This window comes from Bacteroidota bacterium (assembly GCA_017303905.1).
GTDB lineage: Bacteria > Bacteroidota > Bacteroidia > B-17B0 > Aurantibacillaceae > JAHEYG01.
Map to the genome: position 1 here is coordinate 344,195 of JAFLBH010000003.1, position 21,804 is coordinate 365,998.

Sequence of the window (21,804 nt, forward strand, 5' to 3'; positions counted from 1 at the left end):
CTTAACGCATTATAACCATTTTACCCAATTCCTTGGTAAAATATTGATCGGCCTCTGTGGATTGATGTTCGATTTTTTGTCCGTTTAACTTCGTTTGAACTTTATATAAATAAACTCCATTTGCTAACTTATCACCGAAATCATCCTTTCCATCCCAGGCATACTCAGTAATATTACGACCAATGTGTAAAGGACCTAATTCATCCTTAGTAATGGTTTTTACAATTTTGCCGGTGATTGTCATGATCTGAATATTGAATGTTTCAGGCACTTCACTTCCTGTTAGATTAAACACAAAACGTGTAGAGGTACTGAATGGATTAGGATAATTCACAACCTGCGTTATACTTGGTTTATTCACTACTTCAAAAGTGATGCGATAATCAACTGCACCGGACTGGTTGTTACTTCTGTCTTTTGCCTGAACAATTAAAATATATTTTCCATCCTGAGGCAATTGCGGATTGTACTCAATCTTACAGCTGTTATTAGGTAATTGCGCCGGAATAAAATTCAAACCATTTCCAAAATAAATACGTTGTTCCTGTGTATCACTCGGACGTTTCATATAAACAATAAAATCAGCTGTATCATTCAGAGCTAGAAATTTATTCTCGTCTTTTAATGAAACTACAATAACCGGCTTTGCAGATACAACATCACCATTCATGATGCGAATCCCGTCAAACGTAACATCCAATAAAGGATTTGTGACATCTCTGCTTACAGAAAACGGATAACGCGCCACATTATTAAAATGATATTGCTCCCTTTGATATTTTGCATTTTGAGGTGGATTTACATCTACCCATAACGCATTGTTACCGGGAAACTCATAAGAGTTCACAACGATGGTATCAAAAATGATTGCGCCCGGATTAAACGGTTTTGCTTTCAATTTTTGAGGATAATAATGATTAACGCGATTCGCATCTTCAATCCAATAAGTAAAAACCAAGCTGTCGTTAAACGGAAGTGAGCCAATATTTTCAACCGGTAATACAATACTAAAATTATCCCCCTCTTGCATGGAATCCTTTATTGCAACAAATCCTTTTTTAGGATTAATGGCGCATTCAGGAGCCTCGTCATACAACACATACCAATGTTTTAATTGCGGTGAAGTTCTATGAATATTATCCTTCTTATAAGCGATAAGCTGAATATAAGAATGCACATTCGCATCCGCATAATTATATAAATCCAACACATTCAAACTATCTTCCGTAAATGTAACCAAGGTATCAATCTGTCCTGTTTTTCGAATACCCACCACTTTTATTTTTGTAGAGTCGCCCGCGGTGGCATCTAAACTTCTAACACGCCAATGCAAGCTATTCCATTTATAACCCGGACCGATTATTTCAGAAGCAACGTAACCGTCATTCCATCTCGTTTTGAGGGTATCATTTAATTCAACCGGAGTAAATGTATTTATTGCAACAACTTGATTAGCCTGACCCGCCGTCATTCCTTTTCTTCCGAAAATTATCACAGGTGTGCTATCACTAACCGTTTTAATATTGCCTCCAATTCCTTCGAATGCGCTTATTAATGATGGCGGATACGTTGGGATTTCATGTTTCTGTGCAGAATAGGCCAAAACATAACTATTAACAGGAATTGAATTTAAAAAGTTTTCCAAATCCAATTTCCAAAGTTTAGCCGCTCCACAGTAATTTGTCGAACCAAAATCATAAGAATACAAAGGTTGCGCTTGTGTTACACAATTACAATTGTTACTTGGACCAAAACCGGGAAGATTAGCTCCCATATTAGATTGCCAAGGCTTAGTTGAAATAGAATCAAACACGACAACACTCCAGCCATTCCATGCGCAATTCCATGTATGCTTAATAGATCCATTCAATGAATAAATGATGTTAGCTGGATCTATATTATAAATAATTCCTGTTCTGCAGAATAAGGAAATCCTATCATTTTCAAATGCAAATTGTCTTTGCGGTTTTTTATACTTCACAAATTGATAGCCATCGTTCTTAAATTGAAAAAAATGTGATTGTCCCCAACCATGTTTATTGGTGATGGTTTGGAATGAACTTTCGCGCCACACGTATGTATCATTAGGACCGGTTGAATCTTTACTCACTCTCCAAAAATAAACCGTACTATCTGCAAAAGGCAAGTTAACGGTCCACTCCACTACCCCACCGCTGCTTTGAATGACAGTTTGTTGAAGCGGTGAAGTAAAAGCATCTGTGGTATCTAATTGTAATTTATAATTACGTGATAAAGCGAAAGGATCGGATGTAGACGCTTTTAAAGTTATAGTTGGTGTGGATGGAACAACCGCGTATTTGTATGGATAGACAGGCACGAGATCACCGCCTTGAATAAACACATCCACTGTTCCGGTCGTTTTATTGTTATTCTCGTTCTCTTCAGCTACTCCGTTATAGGCATCAACAAACACCTTGAATTTATTTAAGCCTAAACCTCGTGTATAATCAATTGGAATGAAAAACTTAAGTGTATCCTTGTAAGCAGGCGACTTCATTCGCTTATAAACCGTTAATGAATCTCCATTCGGGAAGTATCGTTCAGTCTTCACAAAAAAAGTATCGGCTTTCGCAACACCCAAATTTGTTATATCAATAGAAACACCAATTGAATCAACATATGACTTCAAATCAAAGCTTACTTTGCTATTATCGATAAAATAATCCGGTAAACGGCCCACAGATATTTTCACGGCAGGATCGCCATGCAATGTCATGTCCAATGCTGTAAAATGCTGAATTGAATTACCAAGTTGTTGTGCCGACTTTAAACACGCTTCTTGTACAATTTCACCTAAACCCTTATTGTATTTTGTTTGCCCTAATGCCCTATAAATACTTCCGGTATAACTATCGAGCGTGTTTACAAATCCTAAATTACTTGCTGCCAGAAATGCAATAGTTCCCTTTTGTTTAATGATGACGAATTTTTCGGAATTACTAATGGCATTAAACGTATGAATATTTCCGGAGAAGCAAGAGTTTGCAATAAGAAACGGATACTTACCTGCATTGTTATATGCGTTAGGATCATCAATAGCCTGGTCGAATCCGGATACAGAACCATGCCCGAAAAACGTGACGAGTCCTACGCCATAATTAAAATGATTTTTAACAGAATCGGTAATCGTTATTTGAATTGGAGCCGTTGTGGTTTTTTTAAAATCAAAAACTTTACCTCCGTATAAGGTGTCTTGAATCACGTTTTTATAACCGTTCAAATAACTCTGAAACAAATTTTGTTCGCTGGTGTTTGTTCCTCCGGCAAAATGCAAGACATGCTTTTTCCATTCGGCCGGCGGTGAGCTTTCGTGCTGTTGAACTTTAGCAAGATACTCGGTAACATCGGTAGAAGTTTGCGCCGCTAATCGACCGATAGGAATCTCAGGCGTTACAAAATCATTTGTTTTTAACCCGGCTGTATATAAATTATCGGAAGGAGGAATACCCATTGAGGGAACTAAAGATTTTTTCCAGGCGGCAGCTCCCTGCGTTATCATTTCACGATGTTGTACTGACTTTCCGATTAAGAAAACATTACGCGGATAGGAAGGTAAACTATCCATCAAGTAACGACAAAAATTACGGATAGCTAAGGGATGTTTTTTTATACCATAGGCAAATTGATCATATAACTCTTCAACGTCGGCTAATACTGTATTATGAGAACCGCCCGCAGTACTTTGTCGGTAAGAAGCATAAGCATTAGCCTCCGACATAAATTTTGTTTGTGTAATAATTACGAAAGCGGAATCGGCTGTGTTTGACTTATAATATTTGAAATAACCCGTTTGATTTACCGGCTTCAAAGTATCAATCATCACAATTCCTTCTTCCGCACCCAGGTAACAACGCTTTTGCCCGCCTGAATTTGGCACTAACACTTTTACAAATCCGGCATTTATAACATTTTCTATGCGCTTGTTATTTGTAATGTCATAAAACAAAACCGAATTGGTAGTTCCGGTATTAACACTACTTAATTTCAAATAACTTTTCGGATTGGCAGCATCATCATCAACTACTAATTTGTAAAAGGAAGCATTATCTAAATCAGGAACCTGAGGATACTTATAATAAATATAATGAAGAACGGTATTATTGTTGTTGCCGGCAAAAATTGGATTATTGATAGAACTTACTTCCACGTTAGAATTATTACCAAGAGTATTAGACGTTAAACTGAATGAATAAACAAAAGGCAGATATCCTTTGAATATTGTATCAAATAAAGTAATTGGTGTAGATGAAGAATTGTAAATAACACCTTTGATTTCATGATCTTTTAGCAAAGAACCGTTTGTGCTTGCTCCGGAAAAACCAAATTTTAAATACACAGGTAAAGCTGCTGAGTTGTACATTCGGTAATTACTCAAATTAGGACCGAGAACAAAACCATTCTTAAGCGATCCTCCATAACCTTCTTCTTGCGTATAATGAGGGTCGCTCACATCAAATCCGTAAGACTCCACTTTATTGTACTCGCCCTTTCCCGTATAAATCAATTCATTGTAAAAATAAGCAGCCGGTGCTTGTAAGGCAGAAGCGGTATCGGTTTCAAGTGTAATACGTTTATTGGCAGTAGAATTATTCCAAGTTAAAAACGCGTAGATGGTATCGCTAAACAAAGAAATATAACGATTTGGCAAGTAAGTAATATTTCTATACAAAGTTGAATCGAAAGAACCATCATTCATTTCCGCGAAAAACTCAATGAAGTCATTTCCATTGAACACATTGTCATTTTCGCCTTTTATGTATATGTGTTTTTCCTGTCCTTTTAAAAACAGTTGAAAGTTCTTAGGATTGATGGATGACAAATTAATTCCGCTATTAGCGAGAGCAAGGGAATCGATTCGGTAAAAACCGGTTTTCTTTATAGGAAACTTGTAGTATTTGTTTGAAAAATTAATCCACTCATTATGATAAACCTGAGCTTTAAGTGAAACACCTAAAACCAAAATTATCAGTATAGGGATTAGCTTTTTCATTTAGGCTTCTTGTTAATATCGATTTTAAGAGAAATGATATGCGAATACAATGCCAAAGAGCGGTCGCCGATATCCGTATAAGCGTAATCTAAAGCAAAGATTTTATACTTCACTCCTGCTCCAATATTAGGCTGTATGGTTGTTGTATAAGCATTTCCCTTTGCGTTTAAAGCTTTTTGAATGTTTCCAATACCGCCTCGTAAAAAAACAATATTCTTATAACCAATTTCAGTGCCTAGCATAGGCTCCATACTCCACACATTTGTTTTAATAACAGTATTACGTTTACCATCGAAGGTGTTCACTAAATTTAATTCAGCTAAAATGGAAATGCGATCACTCCATACCATAAACTGACGGGAGGCACCTAAAATTAATTTCGGAACAGTTACCTCTACCGAATTGCTTGGAATTTCATTGCCTGTTACTTCAAATGTATTTTTCTCTTCATCAGTTAAAGAGTAACTCCATGCATTAAATGTTCCGGTAATATCTCGGCCCATGGCCGCGAATCTCCATTTTTTATAATCATAGATGGCGCCTAAATCCAAACCAAAGCCCCAGGCTCCTCCAAAATCTCCAAGCTTACGGCGAATAACTTTAAAATTACCACCCAACTTTACTCCTTTTAATTTTGGCATTGTACGAGCGTAAGACAATAAAACCGCTACATCTACTGCATTAAAACTCTTGATACGCGAATAATCTACATTACCATTTGCATCCACTAATTCCAAAGTATTAGGAATATTATCTACGCCAAAACGAATGAATGATAATCCGGCCACACTATTAGAGTCGATACGCTTCGAAGCTCCGATATAATCATACTTAGCAATTCCGGCAAAATATTCGGCGTGCATTAATCCAAGTTGTAAATTACTTTGCTGAAACAATAAACCAGCGGGATTCCAATACCCTGCAGTAACATCATTCGCCGAAGCTACATTGGCATTTGCCATAGATAGAGCTCGCGCACTTACACCAACATTTAAAAACTCGTTACTGTATTTGGCGACTTGACCAAATAATACCGTGGATAATGCAACGAATGCAACTGAAAATACCTTACGCATAGACTATCTAAATTTACTTAAAAAAGTGTGAATTAAACACTTACTTAACGGTATTTTTATTAAAATATTGTTGAAAAAACAAAGAGAATTCCTCAGTAAAAACACGAGCCCCCATCCCATTCATATGGTAATAATCAACAAAATAGCCCATTCTGTGAGAATATAGTCCCAATGAAAAATCAAAATACGGTATTTTGTTATTGGCTGCCAAAAACTTTAAATTATGAATCATTTGCGCTCTATTTAACATGGCATGTTTCACGTTTTTAAACATGGGCGAGCTTGTTAATACAAGCTCTATGTTTTTCGATTTTGCGAAATAAATAACCGAATCAATGTAGGCCCTTTCTGTTGGATGAATCCATGAATAATAGGGCGATAAATTATCGGAAGAAATTGTATCGCGATGCATAACATTGGTAAATCCTTTATAATAACTTTTGTCGTCAGTTGCCGGAATATCCAGCCATCCATGTAAGGAAGCAGCCAACAAACGAATGTTTGAATAAGGCAAAGAATGGAGGGGATTATACTTGAAACTTTTAAACCTGGAATCAATGGAATTGAATCCGTTCAATAATGTTTCATTATTTAAAAAAGCAAAATACCGCGGGAAGTGACGAATGGTATCTACTCCGAATTTCAGGAAATGATAATCTAAATCAAAAATCAGGAATTGTGGCACTTTGCTCTTTTCGCAATATGCTTTTAAGACTTGAAATGCAATTCGCGGAGTTGCTCCGGTTACGCCAATGTTAAATGAATTCATTCGTGTTATCGAATCAAAAATAGCCGTGTTAAAATGCATTTCTGCGCGGGATGATCCCATGAAAAGAACATTGTAATCATTCTGCTTTAAAAAAACAGTTTGATATTTATCGTAAAGTCCTGCTTTATTCTTGCGAATACCCATATAGATAATTTCACGCACTGCATAAAGCAACACTACAAATAAAACTACATATGTTACTATTCTCTTCACTAAAACTGAAAATAAATAAATTCATTAGCATTAAAATCGCCGAGTACAAAAATTAAGACAAGCAGTAAAACATACACGAATGGTCTTAGAGATGACTTAAACTTTTCAAACGAATCCGACCGTTTGTGCTCTTCCAGGTATTCTTTGACAAAAAGCAAAACCACCAAGGCCATACAGATATAAAAAAACAATCGGTCGGCAATTGCCAGTACATGGCTAATCCCATTATCAAAATTCATACTACAAAAGAGTTTATCGTAAATGTGCCATAAATCTTCTGTATTCAAGGCTCTGAATGCAATCAAAGAAATTGTATGAAAAAATATAAGATATAGCCAGCCTGCGAATGCGGGTGCTTTAAAATTTGGAAATTTTTTTGACACTAAAATTTCAATAATATAAACCACGCCATGCAAAGCGCCCCAAACTACAAATGTCAGATTAGCTCCATGCCAGGCTCCACTAATCAAGAATACAAGAAAAATATTGATCAACCAACGAGCATAAGAAACTCTGCTTCCTCCTAATGAGATATATAAATAATCACGAAACCAGGTTGTAATACTGATGTGATTTCTGGTCCAGAATTCATGCAGAGATTTAGACAACAATGGCCTTCTCCAATTAAGAGATAAGTTTATGCCGAATAACTTTGAAATTCCGGTGGCGATATCGGAATAACCGCTAAAATCACAATACACTTGCACAACAAATAAAAATCCGGCGAGTAATAACTCGATGGAATTGTACGACTCAACATTATTAAATACAGGAGTAACCAGCTTGCTTAAATTATCTGCAATGACCATTTTTTTAAAATAGCCCCAAATCGTCAGCTTAATAAAACTTTCCCAATCAATCTTTTTAAGGTATTGCACCACTTTAAACTGGGGCATTAAATCAGAATATCTTACAATTGGACCTGCCACCATATGCGGAAAAAACGAAACATAAAGTAAAAATTCATACAAGGTGTCTGAACATTTGTATTTCCCTCTGTATACATCTATGGTATAGCTTAAGGATTGAAATGTATAAAACGATAGACCGGCAGGAATAACCAAATTATTGAATAGCGTATTTTCAGCCCACACACACTCCGCTTTGTTAAACTCATAAATAAAATAATTAGCAATTGGAACAAAATACTTAAACGCGAATAAAACGCCGATATTCGTCACAACACTGGAGGTTAACCAAATCTTTTTTATACCCGGATTATTGCTTGCGTCTATCCTCTTCGCACACCAAAAATCAAAAGCGGAAGTCCCGAATAAAAGCAACAAAAACCAAGGATTGTATGAGAAATAAAAAAAGTAAGAGCTGATTAATAAATGTAGGTTTCTGAAACGCGTCGGCAATAACCAGTAAACCAAAAATACAATTGGAATGAATAGAAGAAATATAACAGAATTAAATAACAATCAAAATCTTTTTATGGTTGACAAAACATCCGACAAATAAGAAGTTCCGAATAATTTTACATGAACCAATAAGGGATATAAATTACAAATATCCGTTCGTTTTACATAATCTTTATCTAACGGGTAGTGATTCTCATAGGCCGTATAAAATTCAGGTCCAAAACCACCAAATAATCTTGTCATGGCAATGTCCATTTCGCGGTGCCCATAATAAACAGCGGGATCAAAAACAGCAGGTCCGCTTGTTGTATTCATTTTATTTCCACTCCACAAATCACCATGCAGCAAGGCCGGTTTTTCTTCAGGGAAAATTTCAGATAGTCGCTTATTCAGATTTTCAAACGATTTTAGAATAAGTCCGGAAATGATTTTTTCATCATACATCCATCTAACCAAAGGCTCTAAGCGGCATTCATAAAAAAAATCTGACCATGAATTTCTTTTGGAATTAAGTTGAGCAATACTTCCAATATAATTATCCTCAGCAAACCCGAATTGATCGGAGGTTATACGATGTAAACTTGCCAAACCGGTACCTAAAGTTTCGTAAAACTCTCCATCTTCAGGAATTGAAGACAAATGATTAAGTATTAAATACTGATCGTCATGAATCACTAAATCTGTTATTACCTTCGGAATGACTAGTTTGTTGGATTTAGCAAGTTCTTTTAAACCGCCTGCTTCCTTTTTAAACATATCAGGAAACCGCTTATAGCTGTTATGTTTTAAGAAAAAATTTTCGCCGGCGTATTTAAAACTATAGGCATCATTAATACTTCCTCCATGTTCTGTCTTAATTGAATGGATTTCGGATTCCTTCCCAAGAATACTATGCAGGGTTATTTGAAGTAGTTCCTTATGCTCTTTCGGAAACATTAAAATAGTTTTCTTCTGGATTGTTTAATGTCGCTTCTACGCTTTTTACCCTCGCTTCTTTTTATTCTTGACGCCTTTGTAGGTTTGGTGGCTTTTCTGGGTCTTTCGGATTGAAGCATTTTATTTAAGAGTGCAAACAAACGCTTCAATGCATTTTCTTTATTAGTTAACTGAGAGCGGCTATTATCTTCAGTGATTTTCAAAACGCCTTCTTCGCTTAAGCGTGAGGCCAGCTTTTTTAACAGTTTTTCTTTTTGCGTATCACTTAATACAAATGACTCCTTAATGTTAAAATACAACTCCACTTTAGTTTCCACCTTATTTACGTTTTGTCCGCCTTTACCGCCGGAACGTGTGGTTTTAAAGTAAAGCTCTTTTTTTAGTAATTTTATTTGCTCAATTGCTAACACCGACCTATTAATAATAAGGATGAAAGTACAAATTTACGACATCACCTTCACTATAAATTTGCCCTTTATGAGGATAATTTTTGCCGTCTTATTGTTAGTATCATTCCCGTTTCAATCTCAAACAATCGACGCGTGTAAGCAAAGATTTAATAAATACCTGAATCTTAAAGGCACCTTAGCAAAAGATGTTGTATTTGAAAATGACGCTTTCCATATTTTAGCTGCCAACAAGAGTAAAGAATTTTCTATCTATGAAAACGAGTTAAAAGTACTATCTGTATTTTTTGAAAATTCGAGTACCGATGATCAATTAAAGCTCTATAAGTTTAAAGGCACTAAAAAACTCAGTAAAGATCAACTCGACAGTATTTGGTTAAGCTTAAAGGATGAGATTAAAATGCCAAAAATCAATGGCAATAAATCATTACAAGGTTTACGAATTGCTTTAGATCCCGGACATTTCGCGGCTAATTATTCGGAATCGAAGATTGAAGGAAAATTTGTGAAACTTGTGAGTGAAGAAGCGCGCAACAAAGACACCATTACCCTTGTTGAAGGCCAGCTCACGTTTATGACTGCTGATTTATTGAAGCGCATGCTGGAAGATCAGGGCGCAAAAGTAATGATTACACGTGCCAAAGCCGGTTATACTGCTTTTGAAATTTCATACACCGATTGGTTTCGTTTCCACCGCTTCAGAGTGTTAGACAGTTTGGTGAACATCAAAGAAATTACGCCTGCCGAGTGTACGAATTATAAAAAATTGTCGAAGAATCAATTATTCTGGCAGTTTTTCAGAGATTATGAATTAGTAGAACGTTCGCGGAAAATAAATAATTTTTATCCGCATCTCTCCGTTATCATACATTACAATGTGGATGATAAAAATGCGCCTTGGACCAAAACCACACATCGTAACACAAGCATGTGTTTTATTCCGGGCGGATTCAATCCTGCTGATCTTAAAAAAACGGTGAATAAACTTCACTTCGTCCGATTACTGGTTAGTGATCAAATTAAAAAATCTGAACTCATAGGTAAACACACCATTCATGCGTTTCAGAAAAATCTTAAAATAAGTACAGCAAAACAAATGGATACTGATTACCTCATGAAAAACTCATTAGTTTCAGAGGGAGAAGGCGTATTCTGCCGTAATTTAATTTTAACGCGTTATATTAATTCACCGCTGGTATACGGAGAAAGTTTGTATCAAGACAATACCATTGAGTGCACCCTATTAAACAATTGCAATTACGAAAGCTATAATGTAGCTGTACCGCAAAGGGTTTATCAAGTATCAAAAGCTTATTATGAAGCTATATTAAACTACTTTAAAGATCCTCTTCTTAAAACTTCGGAACTGTAACCAATACTTTACGCGATTTGTATTTGGACTTTTGAGCTAATTCGTAGACAAGGGCCAATTCGTGCGCGCCAAATGTATTACTTACTCCTAGTGTTGAAATGGTTAAATCGAAACTATAACCAATTCGCAAATGTTTATTCGGAACTTCATAACCGAATAAAATAGCTAAGCTTTCATTATTTGCTTTTCCTTGGTATTTTTTAAATGGAATACCTCTGTACCATAACCCAACATTAATTGGCAAATGACAATAATAAAAACCTAAATCCAATTGATCATGGATTAATTGATGTCGGTAATTAAACGATACCGCTACATATTTTGTAAGAAAACTAGAATTAGCCCCTTTCGATTCGATGACATATCGATAACCTCCATGCACACCTACAAATAATGGCAATCGCTCTTGTTGTCCAATTACACTTACATTAGGCTGATTGAGATGTTTAGCCGCAACACCCAGCCACACTTTCGGGGAATTATATAAAGCACCTGCATTTATATCCACGTAATGTTTTGGCTGATAATTATTCGTTTCAACTGAAACTGCAGAACCGGTGATTAACTGATCATTAAAGGTTAATTTATTATAACTGATATTTTTATAGTTATACGATAGACCAATTCCTGCTCTTATTTCACGGAATTTTTTTACTGTAAAACGATAGGCGTAATTTATTCCTGCCTGCGTGTGTGATAAACCAGCGAATCCGATTTTATCTTGCATGATACAAATTCCGAGTCCGCTATTTACCTCCGAAAAATTATGATCATACGCGGCCATGTAAGTTTGATACGCACGCTTTATCCCCGGCCATTGATTCCGGTAATTAGCTACAAAGCGATGCTCTGCTGTTAAACCTGTAAAGGCAGGATTCAAATATTGCGGCGACGAATAGAATTGCGTGAATTGAGCATCCTGCGCTATTCCACGTGCCACAAAAAACAGAAACAAATATTTAAGCGACTTCTTTATTTTTTTGTCATTTTAATTATTAATTCACTAGGCTCTTTTTCAAATGCCATTGGATCGATTTCAATAACAACAGTATTAAATCCATCATCCTCCACAATAGCTCTGTAACTTTTTAAAGGGTTCATGAGTAAAATAAACTTACCGGTTCTTGAATTAGAATTATAAATACCTGCTATTTTTTTATTCTCATTATCGAGCAAGGTAATTTTTGCCTTACCCGGCTCACCATCTTTGTAAATAAAAGCGTGTTTAATGAGCATATCATTGTCGCCAAATCTTGTATCAATCATATAGATATCTGACAACCCTCGTGTATCTTCTTTTACAGAGGAATAATAACCGTGTTTACCATCACCACTCAATACAAAAAAACGATCGTTATTTACTGAATTGATTGGATAGCCTAAGTTTTCCGGCACAGCAAACTCGTTGATTTCTGTATTCAAAACAGTCTTAAACACGTCGTATTCTCCCATGGTGTTATGCCCATCCGAACTAAAATAAAGTGTTACTCCATCCGGATGCAAAAACGGATCGTCTTCATTGGCTGATGTATTCACTGCAGCTCCCAAATTATAAGGCAAACTCCATTTTCCATTCGGTAACTTTTTTGTACGGTAAATATCTTTACCTCCAAAACCACCGGGTCTGTTACTGCTGAAATAAATCTCACTCGTATCAGTGCTAAAACAAGCACTGGTTTCAATAAACTGCGAATTTATTTCCTTACCATATTTTTGCAAAGGCCCCCAATTACCGTCTGCTTGCAATGCTGTAACATACAAATCACCGGTTATTAAATCCGGAGCCGTACGATAAACTATCATATGTTGACCATCAGGATTTAAAGCAACGCATGCATCGTGTGTATCTGAATTAATTGGAGGACCTAAATTTTCCGGTGTTTGCCACTTACCGTCTTTAAACCTACTGATGTATACATCCTCATGATAATTCCCATACACGTCTTTTTTATTATTTGAACTTCCTTCTCTTCGAGAGGTAAAATACAACACGGTTTCATCCACTGTAATGAGAGGAACGTAGTCGGGATACGGAGAATTAACAGCATCTCCTAAATTAGAAATCAATGATCGATGTGGATTTGCAATCGCTTTCTTTGCATTCAGGCAAATATCAATCATACGGTTTGTTTCATCATTACTGATTTTTCTTTTTCTTTCATCAATTGCTTTATACTTATTATAATAATTAATCGCGTTATCAAAGTTTTTTAATTGATGGCTTACTTTACCCATATAAAACATAGCTTCGGGTATTTTTGAATTCTGAACAACTTCTAAAAAATCCATTACCGAATCAACCGGATGTCCTTGTTTAAATTTGCATATCAAAGCGTTCAATGAAGCGGTTTCATTCTTTTTATCATAACCTAAAATCCGTTTGTACTCATTATAGGCATTTAAATAATCTTCGTTCTCGAATAAGGTTGAGGCATTCTTCAACTCTGCGTTAATCAACTTCGCGTTCGTTTGCGCCTTTATGTTTCCAAAAAAGGTAATAAGTAAAAATATGTAAACAACCTTCTTCATCATCTTAACAACATTACATCACCTGTTTTTTCAATTATTTTTCCGTCAATGGTGATAGCACTCACTTTCCAGATATATACATCCTGATTACATAACTTCCCTTTATGATAACCATCCCAACCTATTGATGTATCTTTTGTTTCAAACAACAATTCACCCCAGCGCGAGTAAATACTAAACTGGTAACGTTGCTTATCCACTCCCCGAACTAAAGGATAAAACACGTTATTACTCAAATCTTTTGGATCATAAACTCCGTTCACAGAACCTTCCGTACTTGGTGTAAAAGCATTTGGTACTTGTACTGTGCTTTCATCAATCACATAAATATCACTTAAGGCAAATGTATCCTTACAACCTTTGTTACTCGTAACAATTAGAGTTGCCGTATATTCTCCTGCAATTGAATACTGATGCGTTGGATTTTGATCCGTGGATGAATTCCCGTCGCCGTACAACCACATGCTACTAACATAACCGGTCGACTGATTAGTAAAATTAACCATTCCTGCATTTGTAAATACAGTTGTCGGATCCGCGACAAAAAGAGCTACGGGCTTCGGGAATACTTTAATTATACGTGTACTTGTATCGGCACAACCATATCCATCGCGAGCAATTAACTGAACGGTATAAAGTGTGTTTGTACTCGCAGAATTCACAAAAACGTGGGATGGATTTTGAATGTTCGCATTTCCACCATCACCAAAATTCCAGGAATAGTTGATTGCTGCAGATGTATTAAAATTAACAGACAAATTCGCACAACCCGAGTCGCGGGAAGCAACAATATTAAAAGTAGGCTTTGGATGAATAATAACGGGAACCTTCAGTGTATCTGTACAACTTACTGAGTTTGTTACCACCAATTGCACGGTGTACGTTTGATTACTGCTTGTTGAATTAACATACTGTTGTGTTGCATTGAAAGAAGAAGAAGTATTACTATTTCCGAAATTCCAATTGTAGGATGAGCCTCCTTGTGCAAGATTTGTGAATGACAAAACTTTAGGCGAACAGGCAGGTGTATCAACAGTAAATGCAGATTTAGGTTTTGCAAGCAATGTCACGGTTTTTTGAACGGAGTCTTTACACCCATCAGCACTGAAAATAAGGAGTTCCACATTATAACCAACAGTGCCGGTAGTTGCACTTGTGGTAAATGTGTGAGACGTATTTATTCCGGTTGCTAAATTACCATCTGCGAAATCCCAATTATTCGCAACATTCAAAATACTCTGATTGGTAAAGTTTACATTTATTGGTGAACAACCTGAAGTCGGAGTAAAAGTAAAATCAGCTACCGGTTTTGCATAAACTGTTGGAAAAACATTTACTGTGTCTGAACAACCAAAACTATTCGCGGCAATTAAAGTAGTTGTATAAGTAATATTGACAGGTGCTGAATTTGTAAACGTATGCACCGGCGAAGGGAGCGTTGATGTTCCGCCATCACCAAAATTCCAATTGTAAGCAGAAGCACCCGTAATTGAAGGAAAATTAACCGTAAAAGGATGGCATCCTATAACAGGATTGATTGAAAGCGTATAACTTGGTTTCGGAAACATGCTGATAATTTGTTGCGCTGTATCCTTACAACCGTTTGCACTTTCTGAAATCAATTGCACCGAATAGTTTTGAGCAGAGGAAATTACAGAAGTATAGGTGTGACTTGGGTTTAGTAAGGAAGAGTTATTTCCATCGCCAAAATTCCATGTATAGGTTGCTGCACCGGTACTGCTATTAGTAAATGTAACTGCCAATGGTGCGCAACCTGAAACAACATTCGTTGTAAATCCTGACACAGGCAATGGGAAGACCGTTAGTGTACGGGTAGCCTGACTCGTGCATCCAAAAACATTCGTAGCAGTTAAATTTACAGTAGATGCAATAGAAGAGGAAGTAGAATTTACATATGTAAAACTCGGACTCGTTGCCACCGACGTTGCTGTAGGGGTTACTCCAAAATTCCAGAGATACGTAATTGCACCGGTAGATGTATTTGTGAAGTTGACATTTAAAGGTGAACATCCTGATACAGGACTTAGGGTGAAAGACGTAGTTGGTAATACATTTACAGTAAACGGCAATGAAAGTGAATCTTTGCAGAAAGCCGAACTCACCACCAGCTTTACCGTGTAAGTTCCGGCAGCCGTATAGGTATGTGCAGGATTTTGTAAAACAGAATTTAAAGAGCCATCACCGAAATTCCAATTCCAATTTACAATGGTGTTGGTAGCAACGGAAGTTGAATTATCCGTAAATGTAACCGCAGAATTTAAACAGACACTTGTAGGTGTAAATGCTGCCACAGGAGGTTGATAGACCGTAATTGAAGTAGTCTTTGTATTCACGCAGGTATTGGCAGCCGTCACTGTTAAAGAAGCTACGTAATTTCCGATAGTCAAATAATTTTGAAGCGGCGGCGCAGCAGAGGTGGATGTATTTCCATTACCGAAAGCCCAATTGTAACTTACCGCACCCACTGAAGCGTCTGTAAACAAAACATTATTCAATGAGATACATCCAATTGTTGGTGTATAGGTAAAATTGGCCGTGGGTGCCGGTAAAATATTTACCACCGTTCTTGCCGTATCTGAACAGCCGCCCGGAAAAAATGCGACCACTTTTACTGTATACGTTCCGGGTGAGGAATAAGATGTGGTTTGTGTACCGATAGCTCCCATTACAAAACCACCACCTGCACCAAAATTCCATTGGTAAAAAACACCCGGTGTGCTGGTATTTGTGAATGTTAATACCGCATTCTGACATAAAGTTCCGCTTGGCGCTGCAACACCTGCTGAAGTTGCATTCAAGAGTGTTACCGAAATCACTTGCTGACTAACTCCACACGCGTTACTGTCGCGTAACATAACTGTATATGTTCCCGCTGCAGAGTATGAAATAGAAATTGGTGAGGATGGCGGCCACGACCTCCAATTATAAATAGAATCAACACCTTTTCCCCAGTTATTACCGAAATTCCAAAATTCCTGTCGTGGAAAGTTATTTCCCTGAGCGGAACAATTTTGTGTTGAAGTATTATTGAATGTAAACGTATTATTTGGAATACATTTTAAGATAGAAGAAGGCGTAATTGAAGCCTGATCTTTACCAAATACATTAATGGGTGTAATGGTAGACGTTGAAGGATTTCCCATACTACAGTAATTCTGTGCTTGCAGTGTAACTAAGGTTTGACAGTTGACGGAACCTGTGTTGTATAAATGAGAAATAGTTTGTCCGCCATTTGTGAACGTGAATACTGATGAAGAACCATCTCCGAAATTCCAGGTAAACTTGGTGGTTTTGGAAACATTCGTACTGGCATTTTGAAATTGCAGATTTCCGGGAGCACATACAGTAGAGGTTCCACCAATCGGAATTTGCGCCAATGCGTTCACAGCTTGTTCCATCACCACCACTCCAATCATTGTACAACTTAAAGATGGAATATTTAATGTTACAATAAATGTATCAACCGTTGCAGTATACGTATGCGGAATAGACGAGTTAGCAACATAGGATGCGGCGCTGTGTATTGGTGAACCATCGCCCCAATCGATTGTGTAAGCGCTCCATGCTGTTGGTGACTGAAACTGTATGGTGTAGTTATTCCCTGTACAACTAATCCAATAAGGTTTAGAACTAAGATTATTCTGATAGTCGAGTACCTGCGGACATTGCGCTTTTGCAACAATGGCAAATAATACAAACAAAATAACTATAACCTTCTTATGCATTAAGCATTCTTCATTTTAAATATGCAGGTTTATAAGCCGGGTTCTGTTTCCTCTCTTCGCAAGCGAAGAGATATATCTATCATTTATCTAAGCGACCTACCCATTTCGGTTATCGCCGAAGCGAATAGAGCGGGACACTCTAAAACCGAAACCTATTTGGCCTTTCAACATCCGAGGTTTACCATATGCCGCTATCACTAACAGCACATGTGAGCTCTTACCTCACATTTTCACTATCACCGCGGGTTTCCCCGAGGCTACCTGGTCTCTGTGGCACTTTCTGTTATCCTGCATATTGTGCCGGATACCCACGTTTTCACGCGGCGGATCTCCCTGTGTTGCCCGGACTTTCCTCTATGAATTTTACTTCATAGCGATAGAACAACCTGCATTTAAATTTAGGTATTTTCCCCGAATTGGCACCTATAAAATTCGTGAAATAATAACAAGCAAAAGCTTATAAGATATTTACCTGAGTGGCTCCAAATCCGTAATCTTTATAGGAGGCATCCTGAAAGCTAACTCCCTTAGTGGATTTGAGGATTTTTTGAATTTCCATTTTTAAACGACCATTACCAACACCGTGTATAAAAACAAGCTTTTTCATTCCGGCATTCAGGGCCTTATCCAACTCCTTCTCTACCCTTTCCAATTGTATGGAAAGCATCTCGTGACTCGATAAGCCGGCTACATCATCCACCAATTCCTCAATATGCAAATCAATCTCCTTCTCAAGCCTTTTCAATTGCTCCTTATGTGACTTCGATTCACGAATGTGGGACTTAAATTCCTTGATAGTTTTTAATCGTTGGATATCCTCATTACTGAGTTCCTGCTCGATGTTTTGTGCCACAATAAATTCATCCTTCAACATAAAAGCATAAACCGGTCGTTTGAACTCGTGATGCTTGATAAGCTGATATTGATTTAGGTTGCTCGGATTAACAAACACAGTTTCAGCAATTGGAATTTGTGCGCGGTAATGTGTATTCTTAAATAAAATACATTCAATTTTTTGATAAGGATACTCTTTAAAGAATTCAATTTTCACTTGTTTCAGTAAAATTTTCTGGTAAGCCCCAACCTCGCCGTGTTTAAGAGTTTGGAAATAGGCGTCATCCTTGATGGAATAAGCATACATCAAATTATAGGAGGAAGAATTAAACAAATAAATCGAATAATCACTCACCAAAACCGGCAACTCATGATCCGGCTCTATGACGAAATAAACAGCATCCGCTATTCCGCTTTCAGGATTTAAATCCAGATTATCCGCCTCCGAACTAATAATCAGCTCGGTGTGAATTGGCACTAACTCCTTGATAAAATAGGGGATTTCAAATCCGTCGGGCATCTCCACAAAAGCATAGTTTTTATCTTTGAAACGCGTGATGGTTCCTTCACCGGTTTCATTCAAAAAACGTACTTTATCACCAATCCTCAATTTCATACTACAAAGGTAATTCTAAAAATCCGTTTTCACGGGTTGCATAAAAAGAAATATTCATCTTACTACACGACTGCTTTAATTGTTTAATTGTTTTGTAGTTAGAGGAGTCATCGGCAATTAACTGACTTATTCCTGAATATTTTAGGATCCCTTCATCCGGAATAACGTTATTACGAATCAGCACATAATTTGGTTTTAATGGCGCAATCAGTTTTAAATCTTCATCCGAATTAATAATTAAAAAACGCAATGCCTTAACAGAAACAAAATTAAATCTGCTGCTTATCTCATTTGGATAATTATAACTTGTAATATTATTCTTCACATGAAATTCATAATCAGACTTACTGCATATTGAATCCAAAAGCAATTTGTTGGTGTTTTTCAATTCAACAACTGAAGCCTTATTGATATGGTAAACAGACACCTTCACACTTTGTTTTTTATTAATTACTTCCAGCAAACTAAATGTTTGCCAAATGATGATTAGGCTTAACGCACCTAATGCCAAATGAAAACGCCGGTGCTTTATTAATAAAGTCATTAGTAAAATGATGCTACTCAAAAACAAGACATCTGTGAAGTTGAAATCTATCCTATCCAAATAACCCCATCCCGCTTTATCGGTTAGTCCTACTAAATAATAAACCAATTTAGTAAGCCAATTAATTAGTGTAGAAACAAAACTAAGTTTTAAAACCATCACTAAACCTAAAAACATAATGGCTGTGCACAATGGAATCACTAATAAATTTGAAAACACAAACCATAAAGGCAATTGGTGAAAAAAGAATAAAGTGATAGGTAGAGTAGAAATTTGCGCTGCCATTGAAACACTGCACAACTGCCAAACTCTTTTTAAAATTTCATTTTCACCTTTGTAAAAAGCCGTAATTGACGGTTCAAAAATCAAAATACCCAATAAAGCGAAATAGCTTAACAGAAAACCGGTATCAAATAAGATGTAAGGATTAAAAAGAAGTAAAACAAAAGCAGAGACCCCCATGATATTAATGGTGGCATTGGATAAATAATTATAGTAATACTTTCCGATCGCGATTAAACTTAACATGATGGCAGCTCTTAAAATTGGCGGCGAAAATCCGGCAATAAAAACAAAAAGCCATAGACTGATTAATAAAATCAACAGCTTAATTATTTTGAATCGATTATGTTTATCAAACCAATTTAAAATAAAAAGCAAAACTGCGAATAAGACGCCGGTATGCAAGCCCGATACCGACAAAACATGCAAAGTACCGGAATGCGCAAAAGCATTAATTGTTTCGCGTGAAATTTCATTATCATAACCGGTAATGAGTGCCGAACAAAGTTGAGCCGCCTCCATACTTAACATTCCGGAATGAAAGAATTCAACAATCCTGTGCTTCACGTGCATTCCCCAATATTTTATTCCACCCTCATACTCATGAAGTAAACTTACTGATCCGGTATCAACAAAAGTCTGGTAGTAGATTCCTTTATTGGCCAAATAATTTTTATAATCAAACTCATATGGATTTAAAGCGGCCGGCACTTCACTGATTACGGAGTTCACTTCTAATTTTCTTCCTGCAACAAATTCACTTTTGTTAAGTGGCTTTTTAAAATAAGCTACAATTTTTCCTGTAGTTTTTTGATTATTTACTGAATTAACTACAACGATGGCCTTCAGAAAATTTTCCTTCTCATTAATTACTTCATCCAATGTGCCTGCCCAGGTTGTTTCATTTGATGTGTTATAATATCCATAATAAGCAGGATTGTTTTTAGGCTGAACAAAATAACAGGCGAAGCAAGCCGAGATAAAAAGAAACACATCAGAAACTACTAAAAAATACGTTTTACCTGCACCGTTTCGTGAGAGTTTAGAGTAAGCGAAAATCAACACCAGTAAAACAAACGCGATTATCAAATACAGCGTAGGATTAAAACTCCAAGCGTTATTTAAATACAGGATGACTCCGACTACAAACGGAATCAATAAACGAATAAATGGTATTTTACTGAAATCAATCACCACCCTAAAAATAATAAAACTAAAATGCCCCGAAATTATTCGGGGCATTTTTTTATTCATCTTTTAAGTCGGATTTATCAAACGTTCGAATCAATTCTTTGTCGGTTACATTCTCCTGTGGAAGAAAAGAATCGATTGATTCATTTTTTGGCACATCTGTTCCCTTTCTTTCCCCATTATTATTGGCAGAACCTTGACCTTGCTTGTAATATGGATTATAAGGATCGCTATACGGATTAGGTTGATATCCGTTTCCATTATAATCATCATAATAACCCGGATTTTGAAAATACTGCAAGCTGTACCAAGCTAAATAATTAGCGCGTTCGGCATGATTATAAGCAGCACTATAATTACCCCACCAATATTGTTGCCTCGCGAAATTATAATGTCGGATCGCTTTTGCTAATAAAGGCGAATAAATATCGTGCCAGGTATTAAAAGCTACAGCCTCATTAATCATATGACCTGCTGACCTAATAGAATACTTCGCAGCCTTTTTTGCACTATGATATGGACTATAGCTATTGTAATATGGCATTGGCTGACCGTATGGATACGATCCAAAACCTATAGTAATGTTACCATATCCGTGAGGTCCCCAGTGTCCATGTATCCATTTATCATTTTCCACGTTATTAGAATTTGTTTGATTATTGGAATTGGCTTGAGCATGAGGCACCATAGTTCCGGGTTTTGGTCCGCCTTTTGGATAACCGGTTTTAACTTGAGCATTTAAAGTAGCACTTAACATTGCAAGAACTACTGAAATTTTAATGAAGGTTTTCATATTGTTCGTTTACAGAGATAGTTTCAATAGCTGTGCCAGAAAAAAGCTGAAATGGTTTAGAATATCCCTAGCTTAACAAGTGGTAGAAATAAGGTATTATCCGGTAGGAATTAAGCTTTAT

13 protein-coding genes and 1 other RNA gene are annotated in these 21,804 nt (G+C 36.6%); 1 reads left to right on the top strand and 13 read right to left on the bottom strand.

Annotated elements, in window-relative coordinates:
• Nucleotide 1: 1 nt before the first annotated feature.
• The 6 genes from J0L69_12215 to arfB all read right to left on the bottom strand — a co-directional run bounded on the left by J0L69_12215 (nt 2) and on the right by arfB (nt 9,761).
• Nucleotides 2-5,011 (bottom strand): hypothetical protein, encoded by a 5,010-nt coding sequence (locus J0L69_12215; GenBank protein MBN8693952.1) that lies wholly within the window; start codon nt 5,009-5,011, stop codon nt 2-4.
• A complete protein-coding gene (locus J0L69_12220; protein MBN8693953.1) occupies nt 5,008-6,087 on the bottom strand; it encodes a PorV/PorQ family protein in 1,080 nt (359 codons plus the stop codon). The genes J0L69_12215 and J0L69_12220 overlap by 4 nt, the downstream gene beginning before the upstream one ends.
• A gap of 40 nt (nt 6,088-6,127) precedes the next feature.
• Nucleotides 6,128-7,069, bottom strand: coding sequence for a hypothetical protein (locus J0L69_12225; protein MBN8693954.1), 942 nt, complete (start codon nt 7,067-7,069; stop codon nt 6,128-6,130).
• Nucleotides 7,069-8,355: an MBOAT family protein gene (locus J0L69_12230; protein ID MBN8693955.1), complete on the bottom strand. Its 1,287-nt coding sequence runs from the start codon at nt 8,353-8,355 to the stop codon at nt 7,069-7,071. Before J0L69_12230 ends, J0L69_12225 begins: the two co-directional genes overlap by 1 nt.
• A 138-nt stretch (nt 8,356-8,493) precedes the next feature.
• The gene (locus tag J0L69_12235; protein MBN8693956.1) at nt 8,494-9,369 is read right to left on the bottom strand and encodes a fructosamine kinase family protein; all 876 of its coding nucleotides are present in this window, start codon (nt 9,367-9,369) and stop codon (nt 8,494-8,496) included.
• Nucleotides 9,369-9,761, bottom strand: a complete 393-nt coding sequence (gene arfB / locus J0L69_12240) for an aminoacyl-tRNA hydrolase (protein ID MBN8693957.1) — start codon at nt 9,759-9,761, stop codon at nt 9,369-9,371. Before arfB ends, J0L69_12235 begins: the two co-directional genes overlap by 1 nt.
• Nucleotides 9,762-9,846: 85 nt before the next feature.
• Between arfB and J0L69_12245 the strand changes: the two genes are divergently transcribed.
• The gene (locus tag J0L69_12245; GenBank protein MBN8693958.1) at nt 9,847-11,148 is read left to right on the top strand and encodes an N-acetylmuramoyl-L-alanine amidase; all 1,302 of its coding nucleotides are present in this window, start codon (nt 9,847-9,849) and stop codon (nt 11,146-11,148) included.
• Here J0L69_12245 and J0L69_12250 read toward each other — a convergent pair.
• The 7 genes from J0L69_12250 to J0L69_12280 all read right to left on the bottom strand — a co-directional run bounded on the left by J0L69_12250 (nt 11,129) and on the right by J0L69_12280 (nt 21,683).
• On the bottom strand, nt 11,129-12,088 hold the full coding sequence (locus tag J0L69_12250; protein MBN8693959.1) for a PorP/SprF family type IX secretion system membrane protein: 960 nt from the start codon (nt 12,086-12,088) through the stop codon (nt 11,129-11,131). The two genes, J0L69_12245 and J0L69_12250, sit on opposite strands and share 20 nt — an antisense overlap.
• A 32-nt stretch (nt 12,089-12,120) precedes the next feature.
• Entirely contained in the window at nt 12,121-13,680 is a 1,560-nt protein-coding gene (locus J0L69_12255) for a PD40 domain-containing protein (protein MBN8693960.1), read from the bottom strand.
• Entirely contained in the window at nt 13,677-17,423 is a 3,747-nt protein-coding gene (locus J0L69_12260; GenBank protein MBN8693961.1) for a PKD domain-containing protein, read from the bottom strand. The genes J0L69_12255 and J0L69_12260 overlap by 4 nt, the downstream gene beginning before the upstream one ends.
• A gap of 16 nt (nt 17,424-17,439) precedes the next feature.
• Nucleotides 17,440-17,816, bottom strand: an RNA gene (gene rnpB / locus J0L69_12265) — RNase P RNA component class A.
• A 64-nt stretch (nt 17,817-17,880) separates the two neighbouring features.
• Nucleotides 17,881-18,873: a Smr/MutS family protein gene (locus tag J0L69_12270; protein MBN8693962.1), complete on the bottom strand. Its 993-nt coding sequence runs from the start codon at nt 18,871-18,873 to the stop codon at nt 17,881-17,883.
• A 1-nt stretch (nt 18,874) separates the two neighbouring features.
• On the bottom strand, nt 18,875-20,941 hold the full coding sequence (locus J0L69_12275) for a ComEC/Rec2 family competence protein (GenBank protein ID MBN8693963.1): 2,067 nt from the start codon (nt 20,939-20,941) through the stop codon (nt 18,875-18,877).
• A gap of 4 nt (nt 20,942-20,945) precedes the next feature.
• The gene (locus J0L69_12280; protein ID MBN8693964.1) at nt 20,946-21,683 is read right to left on the bottom strand and encodes a hypothetical protein; all 738 of its coding nucleotides are present in this window, start codon (nt 21,681-21,683) and stop codon (nt 20,946-20,948) included.
• Nucleotides 21,684-21,804 lie beyond the last annotated feature (121 nt).